Origin of the sequence: Saccharospirillum impatiens DSM 12546 (genome assembly GCF_000423605.1) — a bacterium.
Taxonomy (GTDB): Bacteria; Pseudomonadota; Gammaproteobacteria; order Pseudomonadales; family Natronospirillaceae; genus Saccharospirillum; species Saccharospirillum impatiens.
Window position 1 is genome coordinate 89935 of record NZ_AUIH01000001.1, and the last position, 26889, is coordinate 116823.

General features: G+C 57.3%; 26 protein-coding genes. 6 read left to right on the forward strand and 20 right to left on the reverse strand.

Translation table 11 applies throughout. The features are described from left to right. The 13 genes from G565_RS0100410 to G565_RS0100470 all read right to left on the reverse strand — a co-directional run bounded on the left by G565_RS0100410 (nucleotide 1) and on the right by G565_RS0100470 (nucleotide 12774). Nucleotides 1-1080 (reverse strand): tetratricopeptide repeat protein, encoded by a 1080-nt coding sequence (locus G565_RS0100410; protein ID WP_028669212.1) that lies wholly within the window; start codon nucleotides 1078-1080, stop codon nucleotides 1-3. Continuing rightward, on the reverse strand, nucleotides 1077-1991 hold the full coding sequence (locus tag G565_RS0100415; protein ID WP_028669213.1) for an ExeA family protein: 915 nt from the start codon (nucleotides 1989-1991) through the stop codon (nucleotides 1077-1079). Before G565_RS0100415 ends, G565_RS0100410 begins: the two co-directional genes overlap by 4 nt. A gap of 15 nt (nucleotides 1992-2006) precedes the next feature. Continuing rightward, a complete protein-coding gene (mshL, locus tag G565_RS22325) occupies nucleotides 2007-3611 on the reverse strand; it encodes a pilus (MSHA type) biogenesis protein MshL (protein WP_169579601.1) in 1605 nt (534 codons plus the stop codon). 4 nt (nucleotides 3612-3615) lie between these two features. Then, nucleotides 3616-3984, reverse strand: coding sequence for a hypothetical protein (locus G565_RS22330; RefSeq protein ID WP_037336894.1), 369 nt, complete (start codon nucleotides 3982-3984; stop codon nucleotides 3616-3618). After that, nucleotides 3977-4618 carry a hypothetical protein gene (locus G565_RS0100430; protein ID WP_028669214.1) on the reverse strand — a complete coding sequence of 214 codons (642 nt, stop codon included), beginning with the start codon at nucleotides 4616-4618 and terminating at the stop codon, nucleotides 3977-3979. The genes G565_RS22330 and G565_RS0100430 overlap by 8 nt, the downstream gene beginning before the upstream one ends. Further along, a complete protein-coding gene (locus G565_RS0100435) occupies nucleotides 4615-5244 on the reverse strand; it encodes a PilN domain-containing protein (RefSeq protein ID WP_028669215.1) in 630 nt (209 codons plus the stop codon). Before G565_RS0100435 ends, G565_RS0100430 begins: the two co-directional genes overlap by 4 nt. Next, nucleotides 5241-6185, reverse strand: coding sequence for a type IV pilus biogenesis protein PilM (locus tag G565_RS0100440; RefSeq protein ID WP_028669216.1), 945 nt, complete (start codon nucleotides 6183-6185; stop codon nucleotides 5241-5243). The genes G565_RS0100435 and G565_RS0100440 overlap by 4 nt, the downstream gene beginning before the upstream one ends. Before the next feature lie 369 nt (nucleotides 6186-6554). After that, a complete protein-coding gene (locus tag G565_RS0100445; RefSeq protein ID WP_028669217.1) occupies nucleotides 6555-7019 on the reverse strand; it encodes a tRNA (cytidine(34)-2'-O)-methyltransferase in 465 nt (154 codons plus the stop codon). 58 nt (nucleotides 7020-7077) lie between these two features. Further along, on the reverse strand, nucleotides 7078-8310 hold the full coding sequence (locus G565_RS0100450) for a UbiH/UbiF/VisC/COQ6 family ubiquinone biosynthesis hydroxylase (protein ID WP_028669218.1): 1233 nt from the start codon (nucleotides 8308-8310) through the stop codon (nucleotides 7078-7080). Then, nucleotides 8307-9557, reverse strand: a complete 1251-nt coding sequence (locus G565_RS22335; RefSeq protein WP_051207036.1) for an FAD-dependent monooxygenase — start codon at nucleotides 9555-9557, stop codon at nucleotides 8307-8309. The genes G565_RS0100450 and G565_RS22335 overlap by 4 nt, the downstream gene beginning before the upstream one ends. A gap of 64 nt (nucleotides 9558-9621) precedes the next feature. After that, nucleotides 9622-10467, reverse strand: coding sequence for a carbohydrate ABC transporter permease (locus tag G565_RS0100460; protein ID WP_051207037.1), 846 nt, complete (start codon nucleotides 10465-10467; stop codon nucleotides 9622-9624). A 10-nt stretch (nucleotides 10468-10477) separates the two neighbouring features. Then, a complete protein-coding gene (locus tag G565_RS0100465; RefSeq protein ID WP_028669220.1) occupies nucleotides 10478-11392 on the reverse strand; it encodes a carbohydrate ABC transporter permease in 915 nt (304 codons plus the stop codon). A 128-nt stretch (nucleotides 11393-11520) separates the two neighbouring features. Further along, entirely contained in the window at nucleotides 11521-12774 is a 1254-nt protein-coding gene (locus G565_RS0100470; RefSeq protein ID WP_028669221.1) for an ABC transporter substrate-binding protein, read from the reverse strand. A gap of 308 nt (nucleotides 12775-13082) precedes the next feature. On the opposite strand from G565_RS0100470, the gene G565_RS0100475 reads away from it, so the two are divergent. The 4 genes from G565_RS0100475 (at nucleotide 13083) to G565_RS0100490 (ending at nucleotide 17171) form a co-directional block, all read left to right on the forward strand. Beyond that, nucleotides 13083-14339: an ABC transporter substrate-binding protein gene (locus G565_RS0100475; protein ID WP_084649146.1), complete on the forward strand. Its 1257-nt coding sequence runs from the start codon at nucleotides 13083-13085 to the stop codon at nucleotides 14337-14339. Further along, a complete protein-coding gene (locus tag G565_RS0100480) occupies nucleotides 14336-15088 on the forward strand; it encodes a response regulator (protein WP_028669223.1) in 753 nt (250 codons plus the stop codon). The genes G565_RS0100475 and G565_RS0100480 overlap by 4 nt, the downstream gene beginning before the upstream one ends. Further along, a complete protein-coding gene (locus G565_RS22340; protein ID WP_211227104.1) occupies nucleotides 15085-16584 on the forward strand; it encodes an ATP-binding protein in 1500 nt (499 codons plus the stop codon). Before G565_RS0100480 ends, G565_RS22340 begins: the two co-directional genes overlap by 4 nt. Nucleotides 16585-16688: 104 nt before the next feature. Continuing rightward, nucleotides 16689-17171, forward strand: a complete 483-nt coding sequence (locus tag G565_RS0100490; RefSeq protein WP_028669224.1) for a YbhB/YbcL family Raf kinase inhibitor-like protein — start codon at nucleotides 16689-16691, stop codon at nucleotides 17169-17171. A gap of 20 nt (nucleotides 17172-17191) precedes the next feature. Here the strand turns inward: G565_RS0100490 and G565_RS0100495 are convergent, their stop codons facing one another. From G565_RS0100495 to G565_RS0100525, 7 genes are all read right to left on the reverse strand, one after another. Beyond that, nucleotides 17192-19411: a beta-glucosidase gene (locus tag G565_RS0100495; protein WP_028669225.1), complete on the reverse strand. Its 2220-nt coding sequence runs from the start codon at nucleotides 19409-19411 to the stop codon at nucleotides 17192-17194. Between the two features lie 27 nt (nucleotides 19412-19438). Beyond that, nucleotides 19439-20311: a phytanoyl-CoA dioxygenase family protein gene (locus tag G565_RS0100500; RefSeq protein ID WP_245584092.1), complete on the reverse strand. Its 873-nt coding sequence runs from the start codon at nucleotides 20309-20311 to the stop codon at nucleotides 19439-19441. 20 nt (nucleotides 20312-20331) lie between these two features. Next, entirely contained in the window at nucleotides 20332-20991 is a 660-nt protein-coding gene (locus G565_RS0100505) for a glutathione S-transferase family protein (protein WP_028669227.1), read from the reverse strand. Then, complete coding sequence (locus G565_RS0100510) at nucleotides 20984-21367, reverse strand: MmcQ/YjbR family DNA-binding protein (RefSeq protein WP_028669228.1); 384 nt, start codon at nucleotides 21365-21367, stop codon at nucleotides 20984-20986. Before G565_RS0100510 ends, G565_RS0100505 begins: the two co-directional genes overlap by 8 nt. Nucleotides 21368-21531: 164 nt before the next feature. Beyond that, the gene (gene dxs, locus G565_RS0100515; RefSeq protein WP_028669229.1) at nucleotides 21532-23418 is read right to left on the reverse strand and encodes a 1-deoxy-D-xylulose-5-phosphate synthase; all 1887 of its coding nucleotides are present in this window, start codon (nucleotides 23416-23418) and stop codon (nucleotides 21532-21534) included. Between the two features lie 290 nt (nucleotides 23419-23708). Next, complete coding sequence (locus G565_RS0100520; protein WP_028669230.1) at nucleotides 23709-24593, reverse strand: polyprenyl synthetase family protein; 885 nt, start codon at nucleotides 24591-24593, stop codon at nucleotides 23709-23711. A 12-nt stretch (nucleotides 24594-24605) separates the two neighbouring features. After that, entirely contained in the window at nucleotides 24606-24839 is a 234-nt protein-coding gene (locus G565_RS0100525; protein WP_028669231.1) for an exodeoxyribonuclease VII small subunit, read from the reverse strand. A gap of 295 nt (nucleotides 24840-25134) precedes the next feature. Between G565_RS0100525 and pomA the strand changes: the two genes are divergently transcribed. Then, nucleotides 25135-25887 (forward strand): flagellar motor protein PomA, encoded by a 753-nt coding sequence (gene pomA / locus G565_RS0100530; RefSeq protein ID WP_028669232.1) that lies wholly within the window; start codon nucleotides 25135-25137, stop codon nucleotides 25885-25887. Nucleotides 25888-25905: 18 nt separating this feature from the next. After that, a complete protein-coding gene (locus tag G565_RS0100535) occupies nucleotides 25906-26871 on the forward strand; it encodes a flagellar motor protein MotB (RefSeq protein ID WP_037336900.1) in 966 nt (321 codons plus the stop codon). The last annotated feature ends 18 nt before the right edge of the window (nucleotides 26872-26889 follow it).

Here is a 26889-nt window from a genome sequence, read left to right on the forward strand (position 1 = left end):
TTACCCCGCCAGTGCCCGATAACGCTCTGTTGCAAAGGCTGTCAGCCGCGCGTTATGACCGGAAAACTGCTCCAGGTAAGTCTGGTACAAAAGCCGCGCTTCCGCCAGCCGGCCGCTGTTCTCCAGGTTGATGGCCCAATGCAGCCACCACTGAGGGTTACCGGCCTCTTCACGAGTCAGTGCTTCAAACACTCGTGCGGCATCGGAATAGCGCCCGGTTTTCTCAAGAATCAGCCCTCTTAACCCCAGCGCTTCATTGCTCTGCAACCCGATCAGCAGTGACTCGGCTTGTTCGGCACCCCCCTGGCTCAGAGTTACTTTTGCCAGCCAGATGCGGGGTTCTTCCAGTTGTGGCTCACGCGTTATCCAGGACTGCAGGTGTTGTTGTGCCAGCGCCAGGTCACCCCTGGCAATGGCGGTTTGAATAGCCTGGCGCTTAGCTGCGTGTTGCGGTGCTGCGCTGGCAACGCTGCTGACCGATGGGCGTTCCGCCACAACTCTGGTTACCACAGGGGTGGTTTCAGGCGGGTTATCGGCACGAGCGGGCAATTCTTCAGCAGAGTCCGGTATTGAGGGCTCACGCGCAGGCTCCACTGGTACCGGGGTTATGTGTTCAGGGGTTGACCGGTTAGCCGTATTGCTGGTTTCAATCGCCTCCCCGCGCAGTTCGGCGGTGGCTACGGGCGCTTCGGTAATGGACGTTTCTGCTGGCAGGGGTTCCGGTTTCTCGGGCAACACCGGCGTCGCTATGGCTGTATCAGTGGCTACAGGACTAATGGGTGTGGCGGTCGGCCCGGGTTCAGCTGGCAAGGTGTCGCCGGGGTTGGTCGTTGCGCTTGGCTCTGCCAGCGCAGTCGCAGCAATGGGTGCTGCTTGAGCAATAGCCGGTAAAATCGGGTTGGTTGCGGGGCGCCATTGCGACCAGGCGAGTACTGCCAGGGCAACCAGCATGGCCGCTGCGGCAATGATCCACCACGCCGATTGAGACTGGTGACCAGGGCGCTTCAGTGGATTGTAACCGCTGGTACGGCGCTGGCTTTGTGCTGCAGGGCGGTCGAGCGCTTGGTGCATCAGGCTCATAGCAGACTCCAGGCGGACACCAGTATCAGCAGAATCAGCGCGGCGGTCGCTGCCAGCGGCGCCAGTCGCGCTGACCGTGCGGGCGTATCCGGCTTGCTGTCGCGCCAGGCCCGGTCGAAATCGGTCGGATTCAGCCGTCGGCGCTGTTCGGCATAGGCTGACAGCAGGGCCTTGTGTGTCAAAACGTTGATCATGCGCGGCACACCACCCGAGAGGCGGTGCAGGCGTTTGATGGCGCGGTCGCTGATCAGCGCGGGTCCGTTGTAGCCACTCTGGGTCAATCGAAAGTCGAGGTATTGACGAACAGCGATGCGTGACAAGGGCTTCAGGTAGTGAGCGAACGTAATGCGCTGACGCAATTGCCGGAACCGGTTCTGATCGAGCAATTCATCGAGTTCAGGCTGGCCAAACAGGATCACTTGCACCAGTTTCTGTTGCTCGGTTTCCAGATTGGTGATCAGACGCAAGGCTTCCAGTGTGGCAGGCGGCAGGGACTGAGCCTCGTCAACGACAATAACCACGCCGCGCTGTTGTTGGGCAAGGCTGAGGATTTTCTGGTTGATGCGTTCGAGCAGGGCGGCATTGTCGGCCTGTAGCGGAGTATCGAGCCCCAGTTCCTGACCGACGGCGCGGTATAAGCCAACCGGAGACAGCATCGGGTTGGGAATATAGACACTGTGAAAACGGTCGCGCGCAACCGGGTCGTCACTGAGAAAACGCAGCAACCGACGGCACAGAATGGTTTTTCCAGTGCCGACATCCCCGATGACCTTCAAAAAGCCTTCACCGGTTTCGAGGACATGGGTCAGCAGCTGATAGCAAGCCTCGTGATCGTCCAGTCGCACGAACAGGGCCGTATCGGGAGACAGGCTGAACGGCGGCTGTTTGAGTCCAAAATGGGCTTCGTACATGGCCGTGAGTTGCCTCTACATCCGGTTCAAAACGCGGTCGAGATCATTGCGGGTGGTTTCTTCATCGTACACCACCGGTTTCAGCAGGATGACCAGTTCACTTTTCTCCTGAGACTCCCGGTTTTGACCGAACAGATAGCGTAACCCCGGCAATTGAGACAAGCCCGGCAAACCGGTTGCCGATGCACCCTGACGCTGGGACAAAAGACCACCAATGACGACAATTTGGCCACTGGATGCCCGGATGATGCTGTCGGTTTCGCGAATGCTGGAAAACGCCAGCGGCAAGTCGAACTCGGTACCGCCTACGGTAATGACTTTGGTGCGTTCAACCACTTCGGTCACCGAGGGTCGTACGTGCAGGATCACGTTGTTTTCAGCACTGATCTGGGGGGTGACGTCCAGCGCAATGCCGGAAAAGAAGGGCGATAGGGTGAATTCCGGCGAGCTGGAAGTGGCATCGTCGTCGTCATTGTCCCGCGAGCTGACTTCGGTGACAAAGTACTCGTCGGTGCCGACTTTGATGACCGCTTTCTGGTTGTTTACGGTAGAGACGCGCGGGCTGGACAACACCTGAACATCGCCCTGGTTTTGCAGCAATTGCAGCATGGAATTAAAGTTGCCGTCGCCCACGCTTAAGCTGAATACTCCGCCGATATCCCCAATACCACTGAGAGGGTTGGCGCTGAGCCCGGCGCTGGAGTCGGTACCGACGGCGATAAGGTCGTTGGCAAAGGTGTTCCAATTGATGCCGGAGCGAAATTCGTTGTTGAGCGTTACCTCCACCACCTTGGCCTCAATGACGACCTGGCGTTGCAAACTCAGTTGCGCGTCATCAAGAAACTCGGCAACCACTTCGTGTTCGCGCGGTGTGGCCCGAACAACGAGTAAACCGGACTGGGCGTTGACCACAACCTGACGATCTTCGGCTTGGTCGAGAAGTCCCATGATGGTCATTTCCATGCCTTGCCAGAAATCAGCACTGGTTTCTGTAGCGACGCTGCTGCTTTGGTTGTTGGCGCTGTCTTGCTGGCTGATCTGACCCCCACTGACGGTGGTGTCGGAGCGACCGGAACGGGCGACGTTCAAGTAATTGAGGCGGTAGATGCGAGTGGCAATTTGATTGGGGAGCACCCGGTAGCCGTAATCGGTGCGTTGATAGTCGTATCCGTAAATATCACGTACCGCCGACATAACCTGATCGAGCGTAACCGAGGTCATGTTCAGGGTCAGTGTGCCGGTAATGGCAGGATCAACCAGGATGTTAACACCCTGGGTACGGCCCAGGTCAGAGAAAAACCGAGTCAGGGGCACATCGGTCGCCTGAACATCGAACCGCTGGCGGGTAACCGGCGCCTGGCTGAAATCGAGCAGGTCACTGCTCAGTTCCTCCGGTGCAGTGACCGGGCTGCGTTCTGGCGCTGGCGGCGTGGCGTCGTTGAGTTCCTGTTCGATCACTGACCGGGTATCGAGCCCGGGTGCCTCAGCTGGCTCCCGGGGCTGGGATATGGAGGTACAGCCTGTCAGGCCCAGGGCGACGACCAGAGCAACAGCGCGCGCGCTGCCCTGACTGGCGGTTACCGGGTATTTGGCAATCCAGGTAAGTAGCGGGTAGGGCACTGGGTTATTCCTCATCAGTCGGGGTAATGGCCAGGGTGCCGGCCTGTTGTAAGGTCAGGGTTCGGGTTCGATTGCCGCGTTGCAACAGGACCCGATCGCTGCGTATGGCCATCAGTTGATAGTTATTAAGGGTGTCATTGACGCTGAGCCACTGGCCATTGATGACCGCATAGGCTTGCTGGTCCAGGCGGTAGATCGAGGTCAACCGAAAGGTCGGCTCGGGCTGTACCACTGGGGCCGGTGCTGTTTGTGGCTCGGGCCTCAGTGTGTCAGGACGCATCGGGTCGGCCAGGGCATGTCCGGTGATGAACATGGCCGTGAATGACAGCACCAACAGAAAGCGTGTTGTGAACCCTGCTTCAGAGTTAGACATTCAGCCAGGCCTCCTGATCGCTCAGCGTATGGACTTTCAGGCGAATACGAAGATCGGGGTATTGGTCGGTTTCGACACTCAGCTCATCCCAGAACAAGCGCCAGGGCAGTGCCTCAATGGTCCGCAGGTAGCGGGTCAGAGCGTCGAAATTACCGGTTAACTCGATATCCAGCTGATGCCTGTACAGCTGTGCTTCTCCGGTATCGTCCCGGGCCAGTGGTTGCGCCGACAAGGCACCAAATCGAATCAGCGTCAGGTCACTGCTGCCCAGTAACTCGCGCAGCAGGGTGGCCATGGTGTCAGGTGGGATCAGAACCTCGGTGATGCCGCTGATACGATCATTGAGCTGCTGTACTTCCTGGCGCAGCCGTTCATTCTGATTGCTCAGTGTTTGCACTTGCGGATTATTGCTGGCTTGTTCCAGTGCCAATTGTGCGTTTTGGTTGTCGATCGCCTGGCTTTGCAGTTGTGCGATTCGGTCGCGCACCGTGCTTTGGTCTGTCCAACCCAGGTACCACAGCCCCGCATAGCTTATACCGGCCAATAACAGCACCATACTGACCAGCAGGATAGCGCGCTCCCGGATGGACAGTCGATCAATGACCAGGCGCAGTTGAAACAGGGTCGCATTCATTGGCTTTGCGCCCTGCGATTCAGTGCAGCGCCTACATTGGCTGAGTCCGCCAGTGTAAACCGCCACAGACTAGGATCATCGGGGGCTTGTTCGATGTTCAGGTTTTGAATACTGATGCCGCGAAAAACAGACCCTTCGAGTTGACTGAGATACCGGGGCACCAACCCGGGCTGACGAGCAAAACCAGCCAGACCGAGATGTTGCTGACTATTGCGCAGTTCAATGTGGCTCAGCCAGAGTCCGTCGAAATCAATGTCCGATAACTGGGCCAGTGGAGTCGAAAATCCGCGAGCTGATTCTCCCAGCTGCGTGGCCAGGCCACTGTAGGCCGTCTCACGAGCGTTCTTCTGGCGAGTTAACTCGGCATTTTCCTGAATCAGCGCGGCTTCTGTATCGAGTTGAGGGCTGACCGAACGGGCTTGCCTCAGCGCCTGTTCACTGCGTGCCACCTGCTGCTGCCAGTCGGCAAGATCGTCCTGTAAACGTTGTTGCTGATGCCAGCTAAGCGCGATCCAGGCGGCAGACCCGACCAATGCCAGCACCAGTACACCCATAAAGGCGGGCAATTGCAGGCGGCCATGCCCTGGCAGCATATCAGCCTGCATCAAATTGATGTGGCGGGTCATGCGGCATTCTCCCGAAAGGCGGCGCCCAGGGCCGGTGTTAGCTCGACCGGCCAGTCCGTTTCGCTGGGGGTCAGAATGAAGTCTTCCGGATGCAGCAGGCTGAACCGGGTATCGAGTTTGGCGCTCAACTTCTCGCCAATACCGGGGTCCAAAGGCCAGCCAAGTAGCGCCACTTCAGCGATGGCGCCGAGCCCCAGCTGGGCTTCGTAGTAATCGAAAGAGCGGCGAATTTCCAGCGATAATGAGTCAAGCTGAATGTCTGCGTTGCCTTCCAGCTCCAGCCCGGAATCGCCTTCAACGGCAAGCCCCAGGTCGGTATAGCCAATCTCGAACTGGCGGCTGAGTACGATCTCCCGGTTATACAACAGGATCAGCCGGCAGCGGTCTGCTTCCATGTACAGCAGGCCGCTCTGGTCCCGCTCCAGAGTGCGAATGGCGGTATTGCGCAAAGTAAGTTGGTCGATGTCGATGCATTCGATGCGCTGTCCACGCCGGGCCATCGCCATGGCCCAGTCGGTCAGGGGCTTCTTTTGCGCAGCGATGACAAACGCCATGCGCAGCCGACCACGGTAGGCTTCGGCCGGTAGCAGAATGACGTCAATGCTGGCGTCGTCGAGGTCGTAGTTGATCAACTCGGCCGTTTTAAAGCGCAGGGCGGCATCCATCTCGGCGGCGGGAACGTCAGGAACATCAACCAGCAGCATCTGGTAGGCCGGGTCACTGAGCAGCAGGTTAAGCTGACCCCGGGTGTGCTTGGCTACCCAGTCTGCCAGTAGCTCTGCGTTCATCAGAGGAGTCTCCTGCTCACGCCACAAGCTGGTGATCACCCTGGTGATTCCCTGGCGGGAGTGCTCCAACACAAGCACACCGATGCCCGTTTCGGTCAGGTAGACCCAGGTTTGCTGGCGTGCTGGTCGTTTGCGCCGTTTTATGTCACCCAAAAGTTCGCTTCTCCGCTCGTTCGCTGTTTGAGTCTAGCAATAACCGTGCGCATTGTTCGGACACAGTGAGCATGGGGTTTTTGGTGTGCAGCGGCATTGTAGATTTGCGATTCACACGTTCTGTTTTATTCGGTCGAAAAAGTCGGTAACCACCCACGGGGCCGCCTGGCAAGATCATACAGACTGGAGTTCGTTGGTAATGGTTCGAAATTGAAGACTGCGTCACATTCTAGGGCAACAAAAGTCAAATGTAACGACCGTAGCCTGAATGAATACGGTCAGTCGTCAATTTCGCGGCGGGTGAAAAATGATTGGGTGACGTAGAGCGTCAATTATTTGCTGTCCGGGTCGCCATGGGCGTGTCTCTTTTTAACAGCCTCCGGTAAAACCCTGTTGGCGCCAGGCTTCGTAACTGACCAGAGCAACAGCGTTTGACAGGTTCATGCTTCGATTGTTGGGCAGCATGGGAATGCGCAGGCACTGTCCGGAAGGCAGCGCTTCACGAATCGCGGCGGGCAGCCCGGACGTTTCTGAGCCGAACAATAAGACATCCCCGGGTTCAAAGCTAACCTCAGCATAGGTGTGGTCGCCTTTGGTGGTCAGCGCAAAGATGCGCCTGTCTCCCATCGCTTTCAGGAAGGTCGGGTAATCCGGGTATCGGGACATGCGGCCCAGGTCCTGATAGTCGAGCCCGGCCCGGCGCAGTTTCTTTTCTTCGAAATCAAAACCCAGCGGTTCAATCAGGTGCAACTGACAGCCGTTGTTGGCGACCAGCCGCATAATGTTGCCGGTGTTGGGCGCGATCTGGGGTTCGTGCAAAGCAATGTGAAACACGGTGTATCCCTGTCTGGTTCTTTGGGCGGTGAAGGTTCGGTGCGGGAGCGAGCCCCTGTCAACTGGCTCGGGGGCGACCCAGAGCAGTGCTGATCAGTGGGCGTTTGACCAGAGGCAGCCGGTTCAGTTGGCTCATGCCCCAGTTGCGGCCCAGTACAGCCAGTGGGTTATCGCTGCCATACAAACGCTTGAACCCCTCCATAGCAGCCATGGCAGCCAGGTTGTGGCCCTGACGCTGGCGCTGATAGCGGCGCAGTGTGCGCTCACTGCCCGGGTCTTCGCCACGCTGATGGGCCCGGTGCCATTCTGCCGCCAGCGCAGCGGCATCCTGAAACCCCAGGTTGACCCCCTGGCCAGCCAGCGGGTGCAGGGCGTGCGCGGCATCGCCGACCAACGCCAGGCGCGGGGCAATGTAGTGTTTGCTGTGCATTTGTTGCAGCGGAAAACTGAAGCGCGGGTCGCAGTCAGTCAGCTCCCCAAGCGTGTTTTCGAAGGCCCGGTTCAGGGCCGTCAGGAAGTCCGCTTTGGGCAGGTCGAGCAGTGTTTGCACGGCATCGTTGTCGACACTCCAGACGATGGAGCTGGCCTGCTGGTCGCCGGTTTCATCCTGCAGCGGGAGAAAGGCGAGTGGACCCGTATCCAGAAAGACCTGGTGCGCAACACCCCGGTGAGGCTGGCGATGGCGTACGGTGGTGACGATGGCCTTTTGCTGGTAGTCCCACTCCCGGGTGGCCATGCCCGCTTCGCGTCGAATGGTCGAGAAACGGCCATCACAGGCTGCCAATACCGACGCAGTCGCAGTAGTGTCATCGCTCAGCCTGGCCTGTACCTGTTCACCTTGAAGGGACCAGTGCTGCACCGTTCGGCCTGCCAGCACAGTCAGACCCGGGGTGTGTTCAGCCTGGTGCCACAAGGCACTGATCAACCAGCGGTTTTCAATGATATGGCCGAGATTATCGGCTTGCACTTCATCAGCATGAAAACCGATACGGCCCTGACCCAGACGGTCCCAGACCTTCATTTCGTGATAAGCGCAGGGGCGTTTGGCCGGCAGGTGTTGCCAGACGCCCATAGCGGTCAGCCAGTCCCGGCTTTGTCGGCTGATCGCGCTGACCCGGGGTGAATACACCCCGGCAACCGGTGTTTCGGGCTCGGGCAGCTCCTGTTCCACCACCAATGTGGCCAAGCCCTGACGGGCGCTGTCTATGGCCAGCGCCAGGCCAACCATGCCGCCACCCACAATCAGAATGTCGTAAGCGGTGCGCGCAGAGTCGTGCGAAGTTTGGGTCATGGTGACATCAGTCCATCGGTGGCCAGGGTGGGTTCCGGGTGTGGTAAAGGGGCACCTTGCAGCAAACCCATGCTGGCCAGTGCAAAGCTGCGTCCCAGTAGAGGGTGCCGGTCCAGTGCATTCAAGCCCAGGGTGCGACCGAGTTGCAACCAGGGTCGGGCTGACCCAAAGCTGCGCACCAGGGTGTCGGAAAAGCCGGCGGTGACCGACTGGTCGGCTTGAATGGCGGCGGCCAGAGCATGCAGCGGCCCGATGGCACCGGCGTCTTCGCCCAGAATCAGGTGCTGATTCAATACGGTGGCGGTGCGCAAGACGCTGCGCAAGGCCAGGTTAAAGCCTTGTCCGGCGACCGGGTGCAGTGTCGCTGCTGCATTGCCCAATACCAGCAACCGATGTCGAACCAGTTCAGTAGCGGTGCGACGCTGCAGCGGGTAGCCGGTCAGCGGGCCCAGTTCGGTGATTCGGCCCAGGCGTTGTCCGAAGTGCTGATTCAACAGGGTCAGGCGATCATTTTCGTTCAATGCCTGAAACCGCTTTTCCAGGCGTGCGGGTATGGTCCAGACCAGGGCTGAGAAATCTCCGAAGGGCAACAGAGCGATGGGGCCGGATTCTGTGAACCGCTCATAGGCCCTGCCGGCATGAGGCTGCTCGGTTCGGGCAGTGGCAATGACGGCACGGGCATTGTAGTTACGTTGTGTGTGCCCTATGCCCAACTGTTCGGTCAAAGGCGAGCGCCCGCCATCGCACAGGATGATCAGACGTGCCGACAGGGTTTCACCATTGTCGAGCTTGAGGGTGCTGTTTGTCTGTCCCGGTTTGATCTGCTGTACCCGGGTGCCGAAATACCAGTCCGCGCCAGGCAATGACTGAACACCTTGCCACAGTATCTGCCCGAGGGCAGCATTGGCGATAACCCGACCAAAGGCACCGTCTGAGTGATGGGCGGCATCCATCACCTGGTAGCCAGCGTGCCCCCTGTCGCTGACCTCAATCCAGCGAATGGCGCTGCTGTAGCGCTCAACCGGCTCTCCCAGTCCCAGTCGGCTCAGGGCCAGGCAAGAGTAAGCAGACAGAGCGGTAGCCCGGTCATCAAAACTGGGTGATTGTGGCGCCTGATGGGTCGGTTTGGGTGCCGGGTCAATCACGACCAAACGTGCACCGGCAGTGAGTGCCGGTTGCAGCGCACGCACCAGGGTCAGGCCCACCAGGCCACCGCCGACAATCGCAATATCAAAGGGTTTCATCATGAAGCGACCTTAAAACACAGGCCGCCGATAATAACAGGCGCGACCGAAACGGTCATCGGTCGATCTACTTAACCGCCCCTGACGTCAGTCCGCTGATCAGCTGCTGAGAGAAAAACACATACAACACAAGAATCGGCAAGACGGCCAGAGACAGTGCTGCCAGAACCGAATTCCAGTCGGTTGCATACTGGCCAATGAATTGTTGCACGCCCAGTTGTATGGTTCTGGTGGCGTCACCCGGTGCCAGGATCAGGGGAAACCACAGGTCGTTCCACATCGGCACCATGGTGAAGACGGCTACCGTTGCCACCGCTGGCCGAACCAGAGGCAGTATGATCTGAAAAAACAGTCGAATCTCGCTGATGCCATCGCAACGTGCGGCCTCTTTTAGCTCGTTGGGCACCTGGCCGATGAACTCAGTCAGAATGAAGATGGCCAGCGGCAGCCCCATGGCGGTATAGACCAGTATGAGGGCCATATGAGTGTTCACCAGGTTCAACGTCACCATCGTTTCCAGAATACTGACCGTGCCCAGCCGGATGGGCACCATGATGCCCATGGCGAGAAACAGGGCCAGTAGCCGACTGCCGCGAAAGCGGTATTCACTTAAAGCCCAGGCAGCCATGGCGCCAAAGAGCAGAACCAGAAACAGCGGAATCACCGTTACCAGCAGGCTGTTGCCGAAATACAGCAAGATGTCGGACTCTTGCAGTACCTTGGTGTAGCCGATCAGGGTAAAGCTGGTGGTGTCCGGCAGGGCGAGCGGGTCATTGAAGATCGCTGACCGGGATTTAAACGAATTGATGATGACCAGCGCGATGGGAAACAGCGCAATCAGGGTATAACCCAGCAAGGCCAGATGGACCAGGCCCATCCGGGCTTTCTCCTGATATCGATAAGACGGTGTCATGCGTGGCTCCTTATAACTGGTAGCGGGTCAGGCGGCGTTGAATGAGGTAGAAATAGGCCATGACCCCCATCAGAATGACCAGGAACATCATGGTAGCGACGGTGGCACCCATGGTGGCGCTGCCCAGTTGCGACTGGTAGCCAAAGAACGTCCGGTAGAAAAAAGTGCCCATGATGTCGGTTGAATAATCAGGGCCTGCCAGCGCGCCCTTGACGGCATAGACCAACTCGAAGGTATTGAAGTTTCCAACAAAAGTCAGAATGGTCACCAGCCCCAGGGTGGGCAAAATCAGGGGGATTTTGATCCGCCAGAATATCCGAAGTGGTGAAGCACCATCGACTTTTGCTGCCTCCAGTAACTCATCGGGTATCGACAGCAAGCTTGCGTAAATCAGCATCATGGGAATGCCGATGAATTGCCAGACGGAGATCAGGGAGAGCGTGATCAGCGCGGAGCTTTCCTTGCCAAGCCAGGCATCAAAGAACTGACCCAGCCCCAGTGCATACAGGAAGTTTTCCGACACGCCCCACAGCGGGCTTAGAATCAATTGCCAGATAAAACCAATAATGACGACGGATAACAGAGTCGGTAGAAATATCAGTGTCCGGTAGGTGCGGGCACCGCTAAGACCTTTGAGGCTCAGCAGGGCTGCCAGGCCCAAACCAATAGGGTTTTGGACCAGCAAGTGAATCAGAAAAAACTGGGTGTTGTTCCACATGGCATTCCAGAATGCCCCGGACCAGACAGCGTTACCCAGCAGCGTTGCAAAATTACTCAGCCCGGAAAAGCTGCGCTCGCCACTGTCGCTGTCGGTAAAAAAACTCAGTCTGAGGGTGTCGAACAATGGGTAGGCACTAAAGACGGTATAGATGAGAACCGCCGGAGCCAGAAAAAAGATCAGATGCCAGGGAAATGCGCGTTGCATGAATGCTAACCTCGGTGTGTTACATGAACCGTGTGGAAGGTGTGCGTAGGAACCGGCCGGGATAGAACTGGGAGGCTGGTAAAAAGGAGAGCGTCTCGCTGTAGAAAGACGCCCTCAAAACAGCCCGATCAGTCAGGCTGAGGTTCATACCATTGAGCAAAGCCAGCCTGGATGCGTTCGGCCGCGTCTTGCGGCGTTATTTCGCCGTTTAATACCTGGCTGCTGACGATCCACAATTCCTGTTCCATGTTAGGCGTGCCACGATTCATGACCTGGGCATTCAGGCGAATGGTGGAATCGCATTGATCACGCCAGCCGATCATTTCAGCGGCAACCGGGTCGTTCACGTCAACCGGATGGTTTGACAATGAAAAGAAGCCGGTGACCTCATTGGTAAACAGGTCGGCAAAGTCAGCACTGGCAACCCAGTTCAGAAAGGCTTTTGCCGCTTCCGGGTTGTCCGAATTCGGGTTAATGCCGATCCCCATGTCGGTGTGGTCGGAGATATAGCACGAGTCACCGGCAGCGGGAACGGGTGGTTTGAACGCCCCAAACTCAAAACTCGCCTGGTCGTTAAAATAGGACGTGTCCCAGCTCCCCGTTGGGTAGATCGCCGCACGACCCAGCGCGAACAGGTTTTGTGAATCACCGTAGGTCTGAGCCGGGTAGCCGCGCCCCATATAGTCACTCCAGCGTGCCATTTCTTCCCAGGCAGCCACGTAGGGCGCGTCGGTAAACGTTGCATCGCCACTGATCAGTGCCAGGCGGCCCGCCTCGCCTTGCCAGAAGTTGGGGCCGATGTTGGTAAAGACGATCTGGTTGGCTTCCCACTGGTCATTGGTACCCAGGGCGATGGGCGTGTAACGGGATTCCGATTTCACCGTTTCCAGTACGTCATGGAACTCATCCAGCGTATGTGGCGGCTCAAGGTTTAACTCGTTGAAAATGTCCTTGTTGTAGAAAAAGCCGTGAATGACAGAAGCCATGGGCAGGCAAAAGGAGGTTGCGCCATCGTCAGTACTCCAGGCGCGCTTGGCAAAGTCCTGATAGTGGTCCAGTCCCGGTAAACCGCTGAGGTTCATGAGATGACCCTGGCGGTAGAGGTTCAGTGACACATCAAAGGGCCGGCAAATGACCAGGTCACCGGCTGTTCCGGCTTGCATGCGCGCATTCAACGATGAGTCGTACTCGGTAGGCGATGTCGGATTGAAACTGATCTCGATGTCAGGGTGTTGCTGATTGAATGCCGGGATCAGCACATCTTCCCAGAGATCTTTGTCGTCGACTCGCCAGCTTTCGATGGACAGCGTTTGCGCCTCGGCAGCGAGACTGAGTGTGAGAATGGCCGCAGTCAGTGACAGGGCGGGTTTTGGCGACAGCATGTTACTTCCTCTTCTTGTTGGTATTGAGGGGGGTACTGGATGCTCCGGTAAGTTGAATCCAGTGTCATGACTGTATGACGAACGGCCGTCTTACCGGAAAACAGGTATCGGTTATTGCGAAAGGTGAGAGGCGGCGATCTAACAAATTGATTTATGGGTGGTTTATGTGAAAGGTATTGACATGCCAGTCCTTTCGGGAGGTTACAAAGCGCGGTTGATCATAGGGTGGGATAGTTCCCGGTAAGAATTTGATAGAAATATTGGAGACAGAGTAAGGTAAGATTCCGGCAGGTTTGAACCGAATAATAATGATGAACAATGTGAAAGTGTGCCTGGTACTTTCTTTTCTGTGCATGGTGACTGTCGGCCATTCGACGATGGCCTCTGCGATGCGATCCATTGAGGTGTTGCACTGGTGGACTTCCAGTGGCGAACAGCGCTCCGCAACTGTGCTCAAGGAAGGGTTGGCCGCCAGCGGCGTGAACTGGATCGATTATCCGGTACGGGGCGGAGGTGGAGATTCAGCCATGGCGGTACTCAAGGCTCGTGTTATTGACCGGTCACCACCCGGAGCAGCCCAGATTATCGGGCCTGATATTCAACACTGGGCGCAACTGGGTTTTTTGAGTCCGCTGGATCATGCTGAACTGAACAATACGGCACTGTTTTACCCGGTTATCAATGAATTGATACGGCTGCAGGGGCAAACCGTTGCGATCCCTTTGAGCATTCATCGCATCAACTGGATGTGGCTGAATCCCAGGGTGTTTGAGCGCCTCGACATTCCATTGCCAACGACCTGGAGCCAGTTGGAATCGTCAGCGCCGATTTTGCGCGATGCGGGCATCATTCCCCTGGCTCACGGCAACGAACCCTGGCAGAACGCCACACTGTTTGAGATCGTCTTGCTCAGTCAGGCAGGAGCCGGGTTTTACCGGAAGTATTTTGTCGATCGCGATGAACAGGCCCTGACCGACCCGCACGTGGTCGCAGCGTTTCAACAATTGCGCGAGCTGAAATTGTTGATGGACCCGGGAATCAACCATCGTGAATGGCAGCAAGCCAGTCGTCTTGTAGCCGACGGAGAGGCCGCCATTCAAATCATGGGCGATTGGGTGAAAGGCGAATTCAGTGCCTGGGGGCTGGTCCCCGGAGAAGACTATCTGTGCCTGCCCGTTCCAGGAACCAATGAGCAGCACCTGTACAGTATCGACACCTTCGTGATGTTTCACGATCAGCCTGGGTCCATTCCGATGTCTACGTTTATTGATACGCTCTTGTCACCGGCTATTCAACGCGATTTTAGCCGGGCTAAAGGCACCATCCCGGCTCGAATGGACATACCGGTTGGCGCGTTCGACGATTGTTCACGGGCGTCTCACTATGTGTTCGGGCAGGCGAGCCAGCAGGGGCTGCTGGCACCGAGTATTGCGCATTCAATGGCGATGTCGCCGGAATCCGAAGATGCTGTTTTTGAAATCGTCCATCGTTTCTTTAACGAAGAGCGAATGACCCCCGAACTGGCGGCGATTCAATTGGCACAAACGCTGAGGGCCCTGAAATGAAAGCGCCTAAACACATTTATGTGGTTGATGATGATTATAAAATTCGTGAACTACTGAAAACCTATCTTGAGAAAAATAATTATCAGGTATACGCCGCAGCGGACGGTGAAACCTTTCTGGCTGAATTTGAGACACGCAGCAAAGAGGTCTCCCTGGTCGTGCTTGATATCATGTTGCCGGGTCAGGATGGTTTCAGTGTATGTCAGAAACTGCGCACCGCATCCGACGTGCCGATTATCATGCTGACCGCCAATGCCGAAGAAACCGATCGGGTTGTCGGCCTTGAAATGGGTGCGGATGATTACATTGCCAAACCGTTCAGTCCGCGCGAACTGCTGGCGCGCATCAAGGCCATCCATCGACGATACGAACCGGCCCAGTCCGCTAACGAAGGCGGGCGATTCTACCGGTTTCGTCATTACCTTCTGGATTCCCTGGAGCGTTCGCTGCAGTTGCCCACGGGCCAGAGCATCACCCTCAGCGCAGCGGACTATCAGATGCTTGTTCTGTTTCTGGATCAGGCCGGTGGTGTCTTGTCACGCAGCTTTTTGATGAAGGCGACACGCGGGCGAGACCCTGGCCCGCTGGATCGCTATCTGGATGTACAGATCAGTCGGTTGCGAACCTGTCTGGGAGATACCGGTCGAAACGGACAACTCATTCAAACCGTACGCAATCAGGGGTATGTGTTTACCGCTGAGGTTGAGCGCTTTAACCATAGGCCCGATGGCTCGGCGGGGGCATTGTGAACAGCGCCTGGCAATGGTTACCCCGTTCGCTGTTTGCTCGCCTGCTGTTGGTGATGTTATCGGGTGTCTGCGTGGCCCAGATAATGACCAGTCTGATCTGGGCGGGTCAACTGGACAGCGACAGCCGCAACCGGGTAGCGGAAAATGCCCAGTATCTGGCCATTACCCTGGCCGCCACCATACGCTATTTTCAAGCCTTACCCGATAACGTGCGACCCATTGTGATCGATCAGCAACGAGAGGTGGGTGGCAGTCGACTTTTTATGAGCGTCAACCAACAAAGGGTGATCGACGAAAGTTCGTTTTCAGCCCCGCTGAAAGAGGCTTTTCTGGTTGCAATAGAGGGCCAGCTGACAGCCGATCTGGGTCAAAGTGGAGTCCAGCTGGCTCTCGCCTTACCCGAAGAAGTGCGCGTGTATGATCAGCGGGTGCCCATCGCTGACATTCCGATACGCTGGATTCGTCAAAGCCTGATTCTTGAGCCGGAACCGGCACCCATACTCACCGTACAGGTACCACTGCCCAGCGGTGAATGGCTGTATTTGGCAACCTTGCTGCCCGACCCCTATATCCTCGATAAAAACCGGGTGCTTACGCGTGAGCGGTGGTGGTCTCTGGGGGTGACTCTGATGGCGGTTGGGGTGTTGGGTTTCTGGTTTGTTCGCTGGCAAACCCGGCCCCTAAGGCGGCTGGCCGATGCGGCCGATTCATTTGGTCGCGGAGTCGCCCATGAACCGCTTATTGAATCAGGCATGCGCGAACTTGATGCGACTGCCGAAGCGTTCTCGGCGATGGAGTTGCGCATTCAGCGTTACCTGGATGACAGAGAGCGTCTGTTTGCCGCTATTTCACATGATCTGCGCACGCCCATCACCCGGTTGCGTTTGCAAACAGAGCTGATCGAAGACGAGGCATTGCGATTGTCACTGGAGGAGGATCTTGAGGAGCTCGATATCATGGTCAAAGGCGCGCTTCAAACCGTGCGCGATTCGGACATTCACGAAGACCCCAAAATCATTGAACTGGGCACGTTGATCAACAGAATAGCCAGTGAAAAGCAGCTGGGCGGGCACCGGGTTTTGGTGCAGCAGATGGCGCCACTGGAAGTGGTGGGCAAGCCCCTGGCGTTAAAACGGTGCCTGACCAATCTGATCGACAATGCGGTCTTTTACGGGGACGAGGCCGTGATCACCCTGGCCGTTGAACGGGGGCAGGCGGTCGTGCGTATTCGCGATAGCGGACCGGGCCTGGGCGCAACTGACCTTGGCCAACTATTCAAACCCTACACCCGGTTAGCGCATGGCCAGGCACGCAATGCCGGTGGTATGGGGCTTGGGCTGGGTATTGCACAAAGCATCGTGCATGGTCATGGAGGCGAGTTGACGTTGTGTGATCATCCACAAGGCGGTCTTGAAGTGACGGTTCATTTACCCTGCGACTATACTGCCAAGCCGAGCAGTCAACAGGAGCGCAGTCTTCGACCAAGGTTTGATTGACCGGAACCCCTGTGGTTTGCAAGGGTGTACAGGTTGTTACGCAAGAGGCGTTCAGTGCCATCCTGGCCCAAACCCTCTTCAAAACACTGCTAGGAGGTTTATTCATGCCATTTGCACTTTCGCCCATGACCTTAACCAGTTCCGACTTTCCGGCCGATGGCGTCATTCCCCGCGATTGCACGGGCGAGGGGGCAGACCGGTCGCCCGCGTTGAGCTGGGATCAGGTACCGGAAGGAACCCAGTCTTTTGCCGTCATTTGCCATGACCCGGACGCACCGCTGGTGTCGTCTAATGGTAACTACGGTTTTGTACACTGGGTCTTGTATAACTTGCCAGGCACTGTGACCGGACTGGCCGCTGGCAGTGACCTTGGCACCGCTGGTCAGAACAATTTTGGCCGTTCCGAATACGGTGGGCCCATGCCACCGGAAGGACACGGCACCCACCGGTATTATTTCTGGGTGCTGGCACTGGACACTCAGGAACGCTATGCACCGGATCTGACCCTGTGGCAATTACTGGAGAGAATCGAACCCAACATTATTGGCATGAACCGGCTGGTTGGGACCTATCGGCGAGAAGGCTGATGATAGAATGTACGCCGGAATCAATCCGGCGTTTTGATCTGGTGCCATTGTTGTTGTAACGCGTCGAGCACGTCACGGGCATCCTGCTCACCGTACCCCATATGCGGAATAAACTGAATCAACTGAGGAATCGGAAAACCGAGCGCTATGCCAAACATGGGGTGCGCATCGGTAAACTGCAGCCGGTCCAGTTCTTGTTGCAGAATGGGGGCGGTGCGGCTGTCACTGAGCCAATCTTTAACGGTGTCATCCAGCGTTGGGAGAAGCCGGACATCGGTGTCGGATTCGAGAGTCACCCAGGTGGTCAGCCTGATATCCCGGGAAGAAAACCCCAGGCGCAATTCGAACCGGCCACTTTCCTCTGCAAAACGGCCCAGGTGCGGAACAAAGTAGGCGAAGGCATGTTCGTCCAGTGGCAGCGTGATCGTGCGTTTTTCTCCGGGTACCAGCCTGATTTTCCGAAAGGCTTTGAGTTCGTGAACCGGACGCTGGTAGGTGCTCGCTTCATCATGAATGTACAGTTGGACGACTTCGGCTCCCTCGGCGGGCCCCTGATTGGTGATGCTGAAACTGACCTGGCGTTGTTTGCTGTGGTAGTTCAGATCGGCCAGCGTAAACTGGCTGTAGCTCAGCCCGTGGCCGAAAGGGTACTGCACGGGCAGCGCCTTGGTGTCGTAAAACCGATATCCGGTAAAAATGCCTTCACGGTACTCAACGGTGTCTTTGGTGCCGGGAAAGGTTTCAAAGGTCGGGTTATGTTCCAGGCGCACCGGAAAGGTTTCACTCAGTTTGCCACTGGGGCTGGTTTCGCCAAACAGAATGCGGGCCAGGGCTTCGCCGCCGCCTTCGCCGGGTAACCAGGCTTGCAGAATGGCAGGAACCTGATGCTCGAACTGGCGGGTTTCAATGGCCGAGCCGGTGTGCAGCACCAGGGTTAGATTGGGGTTGGCATCGGCGATGGCGCTGATCAGCATCAGGTGATCCGGTGCCAGTTTCATATCGGCCCGGTCGAAGCCCTCGCTTTCCATCGAATCGGTTGTGCCGGTCAACAGGACCACCTGGTCTGCCTCGGTGGCGGCCCTGATCGCGGCTTCCAGCTGTTCTGGCGTCACCCGGGTTTCGGTATATCCATCAGCAAACACCACCTCAGCACGCTGTCCGATGGCGTCCAGCGGGGTGCTGAGCTGGTGGGGCGTCATGTGTGAACTGCCACCCCCCTGAAACCTCGGGTTCCGGGCAAAGTCACCGATCACAACCAAGCGTTTGCCCGGCGACAGTGGCAACTGATTCGAGTCATTTTTTAACAGCACCATCGACTCAACCGCCAGTTGGGTGGCGAGTTCATGGTGCGCTGGCCATTCAACCGTGACGGTTCGGTTCTGATCCAACACCTGTTTGATCAGGGTCAGTACGCGCGCCACACGCCTGTCGAGTTCGGCTTCGCCGAGGCGGCCATCGGTCAAAGCGTCATGCAATTGCGCATCGCGCTCACCCGGGCCAGGCATTTCCAGGTCCAGTCCGTTGATGTGCGAGGCGGCTTTGTCTTTGACCGCCACCCAGTCAGACATCACCAGGCCATCGTAGCCCAGCTGATTGCGCAGAATACGCTGTAACAAGTCGGCAGACTGGCAGGCGTGTTCGCCGTTGACCGCGTTATAGGCCCCCATCATTGTCCAGGGTGGGTTCTCACGAAGGACCTTGGCGAACGGCTCAATGTAGAGCTCCTGCAAGGTGCGCTCGTCGATGTCGGCATTGATCAGAAAGCGGCGGGTTTCCTGTTCATTGCCGGCAAAATGCTTCAGGCAGGCGCCTACGCCGCGCGACTGGATACCCCGCACAAAGGCGCTGGCCATGGCCCCTGACAGAAACGGGTCTTCCGAAAAGTACTCGAAGTTGCGACCGCCCAGGGGCGTACGCTTTCCGTTCACACCAGGACCGAGCAGGATGCCGACGTCCATTGACTGGCATTCTTCGCCGATGGCTGCGGCCACTTGCTCCAGCAACTCCGGGTTCCAGCTAGCGGCCATGGCGGCCTCGACCGGAAACACCGTGGCTGGCAACGCTGAATTATCCAATGCCTGGGATTCGCTTAACCGAACGCCATGAGGGCCGTCGGTCAGGGTAATGGCGGGAATGCCCAGGCGCTCGATGCCATGCAGGTGCCAGGCGTCTTTTCCGCACAACAACCGGACTTTTTCTTCGGTACTGAGTTGGGCCAGAGTGGTGGCTACATCAAACACAAGCGACTCCTCATGCTACTGCTGTCGTTACAGCTCAAAGGTGCCCAGAGAGGGGCGCTGCAACCAGTTTTCGGGGGCATAGGTGTATTGGCCATCGACCACGTGAAAGGTCAGCGCCAGTCGGGATTTGTCTGAGCGGTTGGGCGCGCTGTAATGCGGCAAGTGGCCATGGAATACCAGTAAGCTGCCGGCTTTGACGGGCATGGGTGTGCCCGATGTGTTGTCGGGCCAGGGGGTGTCGTTCAAAGGTTCCATGCGCAAGTCACGTTTGTCGCGATAGTAGCGCTCACGCAAGGGCCCGGTATGGCCACCCGGTTCAACCCAGAGACAGCCGTTGTCGAGGGTGGCGTCTTCCAGTGCAAACCAGTAGGTGATAACACTGGTGGGGTCGGTATAAAAGAAAGTCGCATCCTGGTGCCAGGTCACTTCGCCGCCGATGCGCGGTTGTTTGAAAATCACCATGGTCTGATACAGGTTCGGGGTCGAGAGCCCCAGATCGCGGGCAAGCGCACCGAATTCCGGACGTTTGGCAAAAGCGTTATAGACGTCATCGAAATCGTGCAGGGCATGGCCGATTTTGTTGATACTTTGCGCGCGAGGTTGAGTCAGTTGACCCTGATCATCAAAGGCTTTTTCTTCGAAAAAACAACGGATGGTCTCGGCAGAGTCAAGAAAGAAGTCGTTGTTGATTTGCGCCCGGTCAGTGGTCGAGAACCGGTTATGTTCGGTCAGGTCCGCCTGCTCAATCAACTGATAAGCCCGTTCGATCAGTTGCTGTCTCAGGTCAGCCGGAACCCAGTTTTCCAGCAACAGTAAGCCGTCTTCCCGGTATTGCTGTTGCTGCTGCGGGGTCAGCACGGTGGGTGCGGTTTCAGGCAAGCGTTGGTCAGTACTCGACATCAGGTGAGCTCCGGATTGCATTAGCCCCGATCAGGGACTTCTTCTGCGTCAATGGTTTCGGTTTCGTTACCGGCATCATCCAGCCAGGCTTGCAGTGCTGGCAGGTCAAATAGCTGGTCAATCCAGGCGGTAACCAGCTCGGGCGTCTCTATCCGGTAACCGCGCAGACGGATTGCCACGGGGGCAAAAAAAGCATCGGCAATGGAAAAACGACCGAGCAGGAAGGGTCCGTCAGATTGTGTCAGGCAGGCAGTAAGCAGGGCGAGCATGCGTTCGATGTCTGCCTGGGTGGCGGTATCCGGTGTGAAACCGCTGACGACGCGACGGCAGTTCATTGGCATGGTCTGGCGTAAAGCGCCAAAGGCGCTGTGCATCTCGGCACAGGCTGAGCGGCCAATAGCGCGTAAATCCGGGTTGGATGGCCAGCCAGCGCCTTGCAGAAAGCGCTCGTTGACGGTTTCACAAATGGCCAGTGAATCCCAGACACTCAGCTTGCCGATTTTCAGTACCGGTACTCGTCGGTTCGGGCTGTGAGTGTCCATCAGCGCAGGCGTGTCGGGTGTATCCAGGGGAATACGAACTTCCTGAAAATTGACTTTGAACTGGGTCATCAGCAGCCAGGCGCGAAGCGACCAACTGGAGTAGTTCTTATTGGCTATGACGAGCGTTAGGTTATTCATCCCTGGTCTCCGGCTGAGTTGGGCTCAGCAATTGGGTTTGCAGCTTTTTGGGTAGGGAGCGAACGACAAGCTGGTAGGAGTCGTCGATCCAGTCAGTGATCAAATCCGGTTCCAGCCCGGCGGTCAAGTCGACCGTATTCCAGTGCTGCTTGTTCATATGATAGCCGGGTGTGACCGCAGTGAAAGCCTCTCTCAGTATCAGCGCATCCTGAGGGTCGCATTTCAGGTTCAGAATAAAGCGATCGCCCACGCCAATCAGGCCGAACATCTTGCCGGCCACTTTGTAAACCAGGGCATCGGGGCCGAAGGGTGTGTCTTCCTGGCTCCCCGGCTTGGCGAGCATGATTGCGCGCCAGCTTTCCAGTGATTGCGCCATACGCCCTCCTTGTTTAACAGTCGCTGCTTTGTGTTCGCTGAGTCGAGCTTACCACAGGGACAGGTGCACCCGGTCGCCGCCAGGCGTTCAAAACGCCCGTTTGATTCTGGCCCAGCAACCCCGGTAAAGGAGCAGCAGGTCTGCATGGTTCAGCAACAGAGGCATTAGAGGCTGTTAAGGCGGCGTTCTATCGAGGCTTGCAGGCCCGTCGCGTCCAGACCAGCACTGGCCAGTAAGTCCTGAGGTTTGCCATGGTCTATGTAGGTGTCTGGCAAGCCCAGCTGCAGCACAGGGGTCGTCAGACCAGCCTGATGCAGGCACTCGGTCACAGCAGAGCCCGCGCCACCGAGTATGGCGTTTTCTTCGGCGGTGACAATCAGGTCGTGGGTGCGTGCCATGTCCAGCACCCGAGCGGTATCCAATGGCTTAATGAAACGCATGTTCACCAGGCTCGCATTCAGTGCTTCGGCTACGCTTCTGGTCGGTTCGACCATGCTGCCGAAGGCCAGAATGGCGACGCGTTTACCGTTGCGCAGGGTTTCAGCCTCGCCCAACGGCAATGTCGTCAGCGCCGGATCTATGGTCGTGCCCGGCCCGGTGCCGCGCGGGTAGCGCACCGCTGCTGGTCCGGGATGTTGGTAGGCGGTACTGAGCATCTGACGGCATTCGTTTTCGTCTTTGGGCGCCATAATGACCAGGTTGGGGATGCAGCGCAGAAAGCTCAGGTCGAAGCTGCCCGCGTGTGTTGGCCCATCTTCACCGACCAGTCCGGCGCGGTCGATGGCGAAGGTGACATCAAGGTTCTGAATGGCGATGTCATGAATCAGTTGGTCATAGGCGCGCTGCAAAAAGGTTGAATAGATTGCGACCACCGGCTTGGCACCCTGGCACGCCATGCCTGCGGCGAGAGTCAGGGCGTGCTGCTCGGCAATGGCGACGTCGAAGTAACGGTCCGGGTAGCATTCGGCAAAGGCGACCATGTCCGAGCCTTCGCGCATCGCCGGGGTAATGCCCAACAGGCGGTGGTCGCTGGCGGCCATATCGCACAGCCACTGGCCAAAGACATTGGAGTATTTCGGACCGGCTGGCGGTTTGGCGGCGGGTTCTATGTCTTTCTTTTCCAGTTTGGTGATCGCGTGGTATTTGATCGGTTCGTTCTCGGCTGGGGTGAACCCTTTGCCTTTCTGGGTGGCTACGTGCAGAAACTGGGGGCCGTTAAACGACTTCAGGTTGCGCAGGGTATGCACCAGCTCAATGACATCGTGGCCGTCAACCGGACCGACGTAGTTGAACCCCAGTTCTTCAAACAGAGTGCCGGGTGACACCATGCCCTTAACATGTTCTTCTGCCTTGCGCGCGAACTCCAGGATGGGCGGCAGGTTTTGCAGTACTTTTTTGCTGTTTTCACGCATGTGCGAATAGGTTTTCGAGGAAAAAACCCGGGAAAACGTCTTCGACAGTGCACCCACGTTTTCCGAGATCGACATGTCGTTGTCGTTGAGCACAACCAGCATGTCGGCGCCATCGTGGCCGCCATGATTGAGCGCTTCAAAGGCCATGCCGGCCGTCAGGGCACCGTCGCCAATTATGGCGACACTCTGGCGCGGAGTGCCGGTCAGCCGGTCGGCGATCGACATGCCCAGTGCCGCCGAAATGGAGGTGCTGGAGTGGCCGACGCCAAAGGTGTCGTACTCGCTTTCATCGCGCTTGGGAAACGCGGCCAGACCATTGGCCTGACGCATGCTGTGCATGCGTTCGCGTCGCCCGGTCAGAATCTTGTGCGGATAGGCCTGGTGTCCCACATCCCAAACCAGTGATGCCGCCGGGGTTTCGTAGACGTAATGCAAGGCAATCGTCAATTCTACAACGCCCAGCCCGGCGCCAAAGTGGCCCCCCGTCTGGCCGACGGTGTACAACAGGAATTCGCGCAATTCGTCGGCCAGGCGGGGCAGTTCGTCCAGCGTGAGCAGCCGCAGATCTGCGGGCGAGTCGATGGTGTCGAGCAGGGGCGTGACGGGTGGTGTTTTGGGAATGTGCGTAAAAACCTTCATGAAAATGCGCTTACCTGCCTTCGAGCCTGTTTCTGCAATGGAAACAGTGATAATCATTAGGATGTGGGCGTCCTGGCCTGCCTCGCCCGGGCTCCGCATTGTAACGGAAAGCCCAGTCAGACCCTAGTGGACCGTGCGCAAAGTTCCGTTACTGTTCGCGTCGCCAGCAAGCGCAGTGCCTGAGCGGCGAGTCTTGACCGTGCGGTGCTATTGCGGTGATCTGTCTACTCGCCCTGAACAGGTTGGCTGCGCACCCTAGTCACCTCACATTAAGCATGGACCACGCTGACCTAGTAGTCCCGGTTCAGCACATAGCCAGTCAGTGCTCGTAAGGGAGACTGGGCATTAACGCCCAACTGATCCAGTGCCGCCAGAGCGGCTTCCGTGTGCTGGCGAGCTTCGCGCCGGGCACCCTCCAGGCCGAGCAGTTGGACATAAGTAGACTTGTTCAGCGCCATATCACTGCCTTGTGGCTTGCCCAGCGTAGCGGTATCGGCGGTGACATCAAGAATGTCGTCGGTGATCTGAAAGGCCAGCCCCAGTGCCTGGCCGAACAGTGACAGGTTGCTGCGGGTAGCGCTGGACAGAGGTTCGTTGGTGCACAGCGCACCCAGATGCAGGGCTGATTCAATCAGTGCACCGGTTTTAAGACGGTGAATGTGGGCCAGGTCGTCCAGCCCCAACTGTTGCCCCTCCGCCTGCAAATCCAGCATTTGGCCGCCTGCCATGCCAGCGTGACCAGCCTGGCGTGCCAGAAGGCCGACCATCGTTAACCGGTTGTCGGCACTGAGGCCCGGTGCCAGGCTGAGGTGTTCAAAGGCAAGGCTTTGCAAGGCGTCGCCCGCCAGTATGGCGGTGGCTTCATCGAAGGCGCGATGGTTGGTGGCTTTGCCGCGGCGCAGATCGTCGTCGTCCATGGCTGGCAGATCATCGTGGATCAGGCTGTAGACGTGCACCATTTCGAGTGCGGCGGCCGGGTAGAGCCAGGTGTCAGCCTCTGCTTTAAGGCTCTCGGCTGCAGCGCGGACCAGTGTCGGGCGCAGGCGTTTGCCACCGTCGAGCAGGGAATAACGCATTGCCTCGGCCAGGCGGGTTGCGACCGGGTTTTGCAACAGGCCGTCAAGGTGTTGCTCGAGTCTGTGGCGGGTATCGTTCTGGAAAGACGCAAAGGTCATCAGGGCTTTGGCTCACTCGGAATCGGTTAACGGGGAAAGCTTTTCCTGTCCGGGCTCGCCCAGTAAAACTTGTACGGTTTGTTCGGCCTGGTCGAGTGCAGACTGGCATTCACGCGTCAGCTTGATGCCCTGCTCAAACGTTTTCATGGCATCGTCCAGTGATAATTCGCCAGACTCCAGTTGACTGACCAGCGTTTCCAGCTGGCCCATTTTGGCTTCAAATGAATCGGTTTTGGTATCGGTCATGTCAGAATCCTGGGTGGTTACCGGGCTGGGATTGCCGCGTAAGGTACGAGGGCGAACCTGAAGGGTCAACCATTGGCTCCCTAGCCCATACTTTACACTCTGCTGATATTCTTTTCCCGAAATGGGCGTTTTGCAGTCAAACATTGATCACATCTGCCGATACACCGGTTAAGATGTGCTCAGCGGCCCTGTTAGCCGGGGTTGGGCAGGGGATGTGCAACACCAACACCTGCTAGACTGTAACCAGAATAACAGGATAGATGATTCAACGGGACCAGACCGGGAAGCTTACACTGTGGATTTAGCGATGATCATAGGCCTTATCGGGGCCTTTGCGATGGTTTTAATGTCGATGATGCTGGGTGGCAGCATGGGCATGTTCATCAACGTACCCTCCGTGCTGATTGTGTTCGTCGGCTCTATTTTCGTATCCATGTCGAAACTGACTCTGGAAAAATTCCTGGGCGTCGGAAGTGTTGTGGGTAAGGCGTTTTCATTCAAAATGGTGACGCCAGACGACATGATCGACGAAATTGTCGAACTCGCCGATGCCGCCCGAAAGGGCGGTTTGTTGTCTCTGGAGGGTCGCGAGACCAGTCATGAGTTTCTGTCCAAAGGCATTCAGTTGCTGGTCGACGGGCACGACCCGGAGGTGGTCAAACAACTGCTTACCAAAGACCTGAAAATGACCTCGGCCCGGCACGACGAAGGGACTACGTTTTTTACCGCCCTGGGCGATGTGGCACCTGCGATGGGCATGATCGGCACCCTGATTGGTCTGGTCGCCATGCTGGCCAACATGGACGACCCTAAATCCATCGGGCCCGCCATGGCCGTTGCGCTGCTGACAACACTCTACGGCACTCTGATGGCCACCGTCGTCGCGATCCCCATTGCGGACAAGCTAAAATTTCGTGCCATGGAAGAAGAGCGTATTCAGAAAATGGTAATAGACGGGTTGTTGTCGATACAGGCCGGGCAAAACCCGCGCATCATTGAATCCATGCTGAAGAGCTATCTGCCGACCTCGAAGCGCGGTGCGGAATAACAAGGTGATGTTGCACTGATGAGTGACGAATTCGAAGACGACTGTCCCGAATGTAAAAAAGGGTTGCCAGCCTGGTTGGCTACCTTCGCCGATCTGATGGCGCTACTGATGTGCTTTTTCGTCTTACTGCTGTCGTTTTCGGAAATGGACGCCCTTAAGTTCAAGCGGCTCGCCGGGTCTTTGCGCAACGCCTTCGGTGTGCAGGCTGAATTGCAGTTCAACGAGGTGCCCAAGGGCACCAGCATCATTGCCCAGGAATTCAGCCCGGGTCGCCCTGACCCAACCCCGCTTAATGTGATTCGCCAGGATACGGTCGACGACCTGAGGGATTCGCTGGAGGTTCTTTGCCAGGATACGACGCTGATGCAGGAGGAGGCTGAGGGTGAGTCCGGCTTGCAGTCGCGTCAGGTTAGGGTCTCGGATGCCGAAGCCCAGCGTCAGGTGGATGAGCAGGCTGAGCGGATCGCAGAAGCACTGGCGGATGTCATCGCCGATGGCATGCTGGATATAGAAACCGTTAACCAGACGATCATTATCAGGGTTCGCGAACAATCGTTTGGCGCGGGCACTGACTTTGTGGCCGATGAGTATCTGCCCATTCTGGATCGGGTTCGGGATTTGCTGGTGACGGTGCCCGGTACCTTGTCAATTGAAGGGCATACAGACGATGTACCCATAGCGACGGCGCGGTTTCGCAGTAACTGGCTACTCAGTGCGGCCAGAGCCCTGTCGGTTGCCGAATACCTTTGGGCGGCTCCCGAAATGAGTGAAAACCGCTTTACCATTGTCGGCCACGGATCCACCAAACCCATTGCCAGCAATGACACACCGGAAGGCCGTGCGACCAATCGCCGGGTGGAGATCATCGTGCGTCAGGATAACCCGGATTTCGACGGCGAAGTAACGCCGGAAGAAGAGCAGGGTGAGGCTGTAGACCCGGGCGACCATTCTCTGTTCGGGCTGGACCCAGCCGATATTTTTTAGCTTGGTGGCAAGTGGCGG

Excerpts from the sequence above, each read along its gene's own strand:
- G565_RS0100410 (WP_028669212.1), bottom strand. The coding sequence starts at position 1,080 with ATGAGCCTGATGCACCAAGCGCTCGACCGCCCTGCAGCACAAAGCCAG.
- G565_RS0100415 (WP_028669213.1), bottom strand. The coding sequence starts at position 1,991 with ATGTACGAAGCCCATTTTGGACTCAAACAGCCGCCGTTCAGCCTGTCT.
- G565_RS22330 (WP_037336894.1), bottom strand. The coding sequence starts at position 3,984 with ATGTCTAACTCTGAAGCAGGGTTCACAACACGCTTTCTGTTGGTGCTG.
- G565_RS0100430 (WP_028669214.1), bottom strand. The coding sequence starts at position 4,618 with ATGAATGCGACCCTGTTTCAACTGCGCCTGGTCATTGATCGACTGTCC.
- G565_RS0100435 (WP_028669215.1), bottom strand. The coding sequence starts at position 5,244 with ATGACCCGCCACATCAATTTGATGCAGGCTGATATGCTGCCAGGGCAT.
- G565_RS0100450 (WP_028669218.1), bottom strand. The coding sequence starts at position 8,310 with ATGACCCAAACTTCGCACGACTCTGCGCGCACCGCTTACGACATTCTG.
- G565_RS22335 (WP_051207036.1), bottom strand. The coding sequence starts at position 9,557 with ATGATGAAACCCTTTGATATTGCGATTGTCGGCGGTGGCCTGGTGGGC.
- G565_RS0100460 (WP_051207037.1), bottom strand. The coding sequence starts at position 10,467 with ATGACACCGTCTTATCGATATCAGGAGAAAGCCCGGATGGGCCTGGTC.
- G565_RS0100465 (WP_028669220.1), bottom strand. The coding sequence starts at position 11,392 with ATGCAACGCGCATTTCCCTGGCATCTGATCTTTTTTCTGGCTCCGGCG.
- G565_RS0100470 (WP_028669221.1), bottom strand. The coding sequence starts at position 12,774 with ATGCTGTCGCCAAAACCCGCCCTGTCACTGACTGCGGCCATTCTCACA.
- G565_RS0100475 (WP_084649146.1), top strand. The coding sequence starts at position 13,083 with ATGATGAACAATGTGAAAGTGTGCCTGGTACTTTCTTTTCTGTGCATG.
- G565_RS0100480 (WP_028669223.1), top strand. The coding sequence starts at position 14,336 with ATGAAAGCGCCTAAACACATTTATGTGGTTGATGATGATTATAAAATT.
- G565_RS0100490 (WP_028669224.1), top strand. The coding sequence starts at position 16,689 with ATGCCATTTGCACTTTCGCCCATGACCTTAACCAGTTCCGACTTTCCG.
- G565_RS0100500 (WP_245584092.1), bottom strand. The coding sequence starts at position 20,311 with ATGTCGAGTACTGACCAACGCTTGCCTGAAACCGCACCCACCGTGCTG.
- G565_RS0100505 (WP_028669227.1), bottom strand. The coding sequence starts at position 20,991 with ATGAATAACCTAACGCTCGTCATAGCCAATAAGAACTACTCCAGTTGG.
- G565_RS0100510 (WP_028669228.1), bottom strand. The coding sequence starts at position 21,367 with ATGGCGCAATCACTGGAAAGCTGGCGCGCAATCATGCTCGCCAAGCCG.
- dxs (WP_028669229.1), bottom strand. The coding sequence starts at position 23,418 with ATGAAGGTTTTTACGCACATTCCCAAAACACCACCCGTCACGCCCCTG.
- G565_RS0100520 (WP_028669230.1), bottom strand. The coding sequence starts at position 24,593 with ATGACCTTTGCGTCTTTCCAGAACGATACCCGCCACAGACTCGAGCAA.
- G565_RS0100525 (WP_028669231.1), bottom strand. The coding sequence starts at position 24,839 with ATGACCGATACCAAAACCGATTCATTTGAAGCCAAAATGGGCCAGCTG.
- G565_RS0100535 (WP_037336900.1), top strand. The coding sequence starts at position 25,906 with ATGAGTGACGAATTCGAAGACGACTGTCCCGAATGTAAAAAAGGGTTG.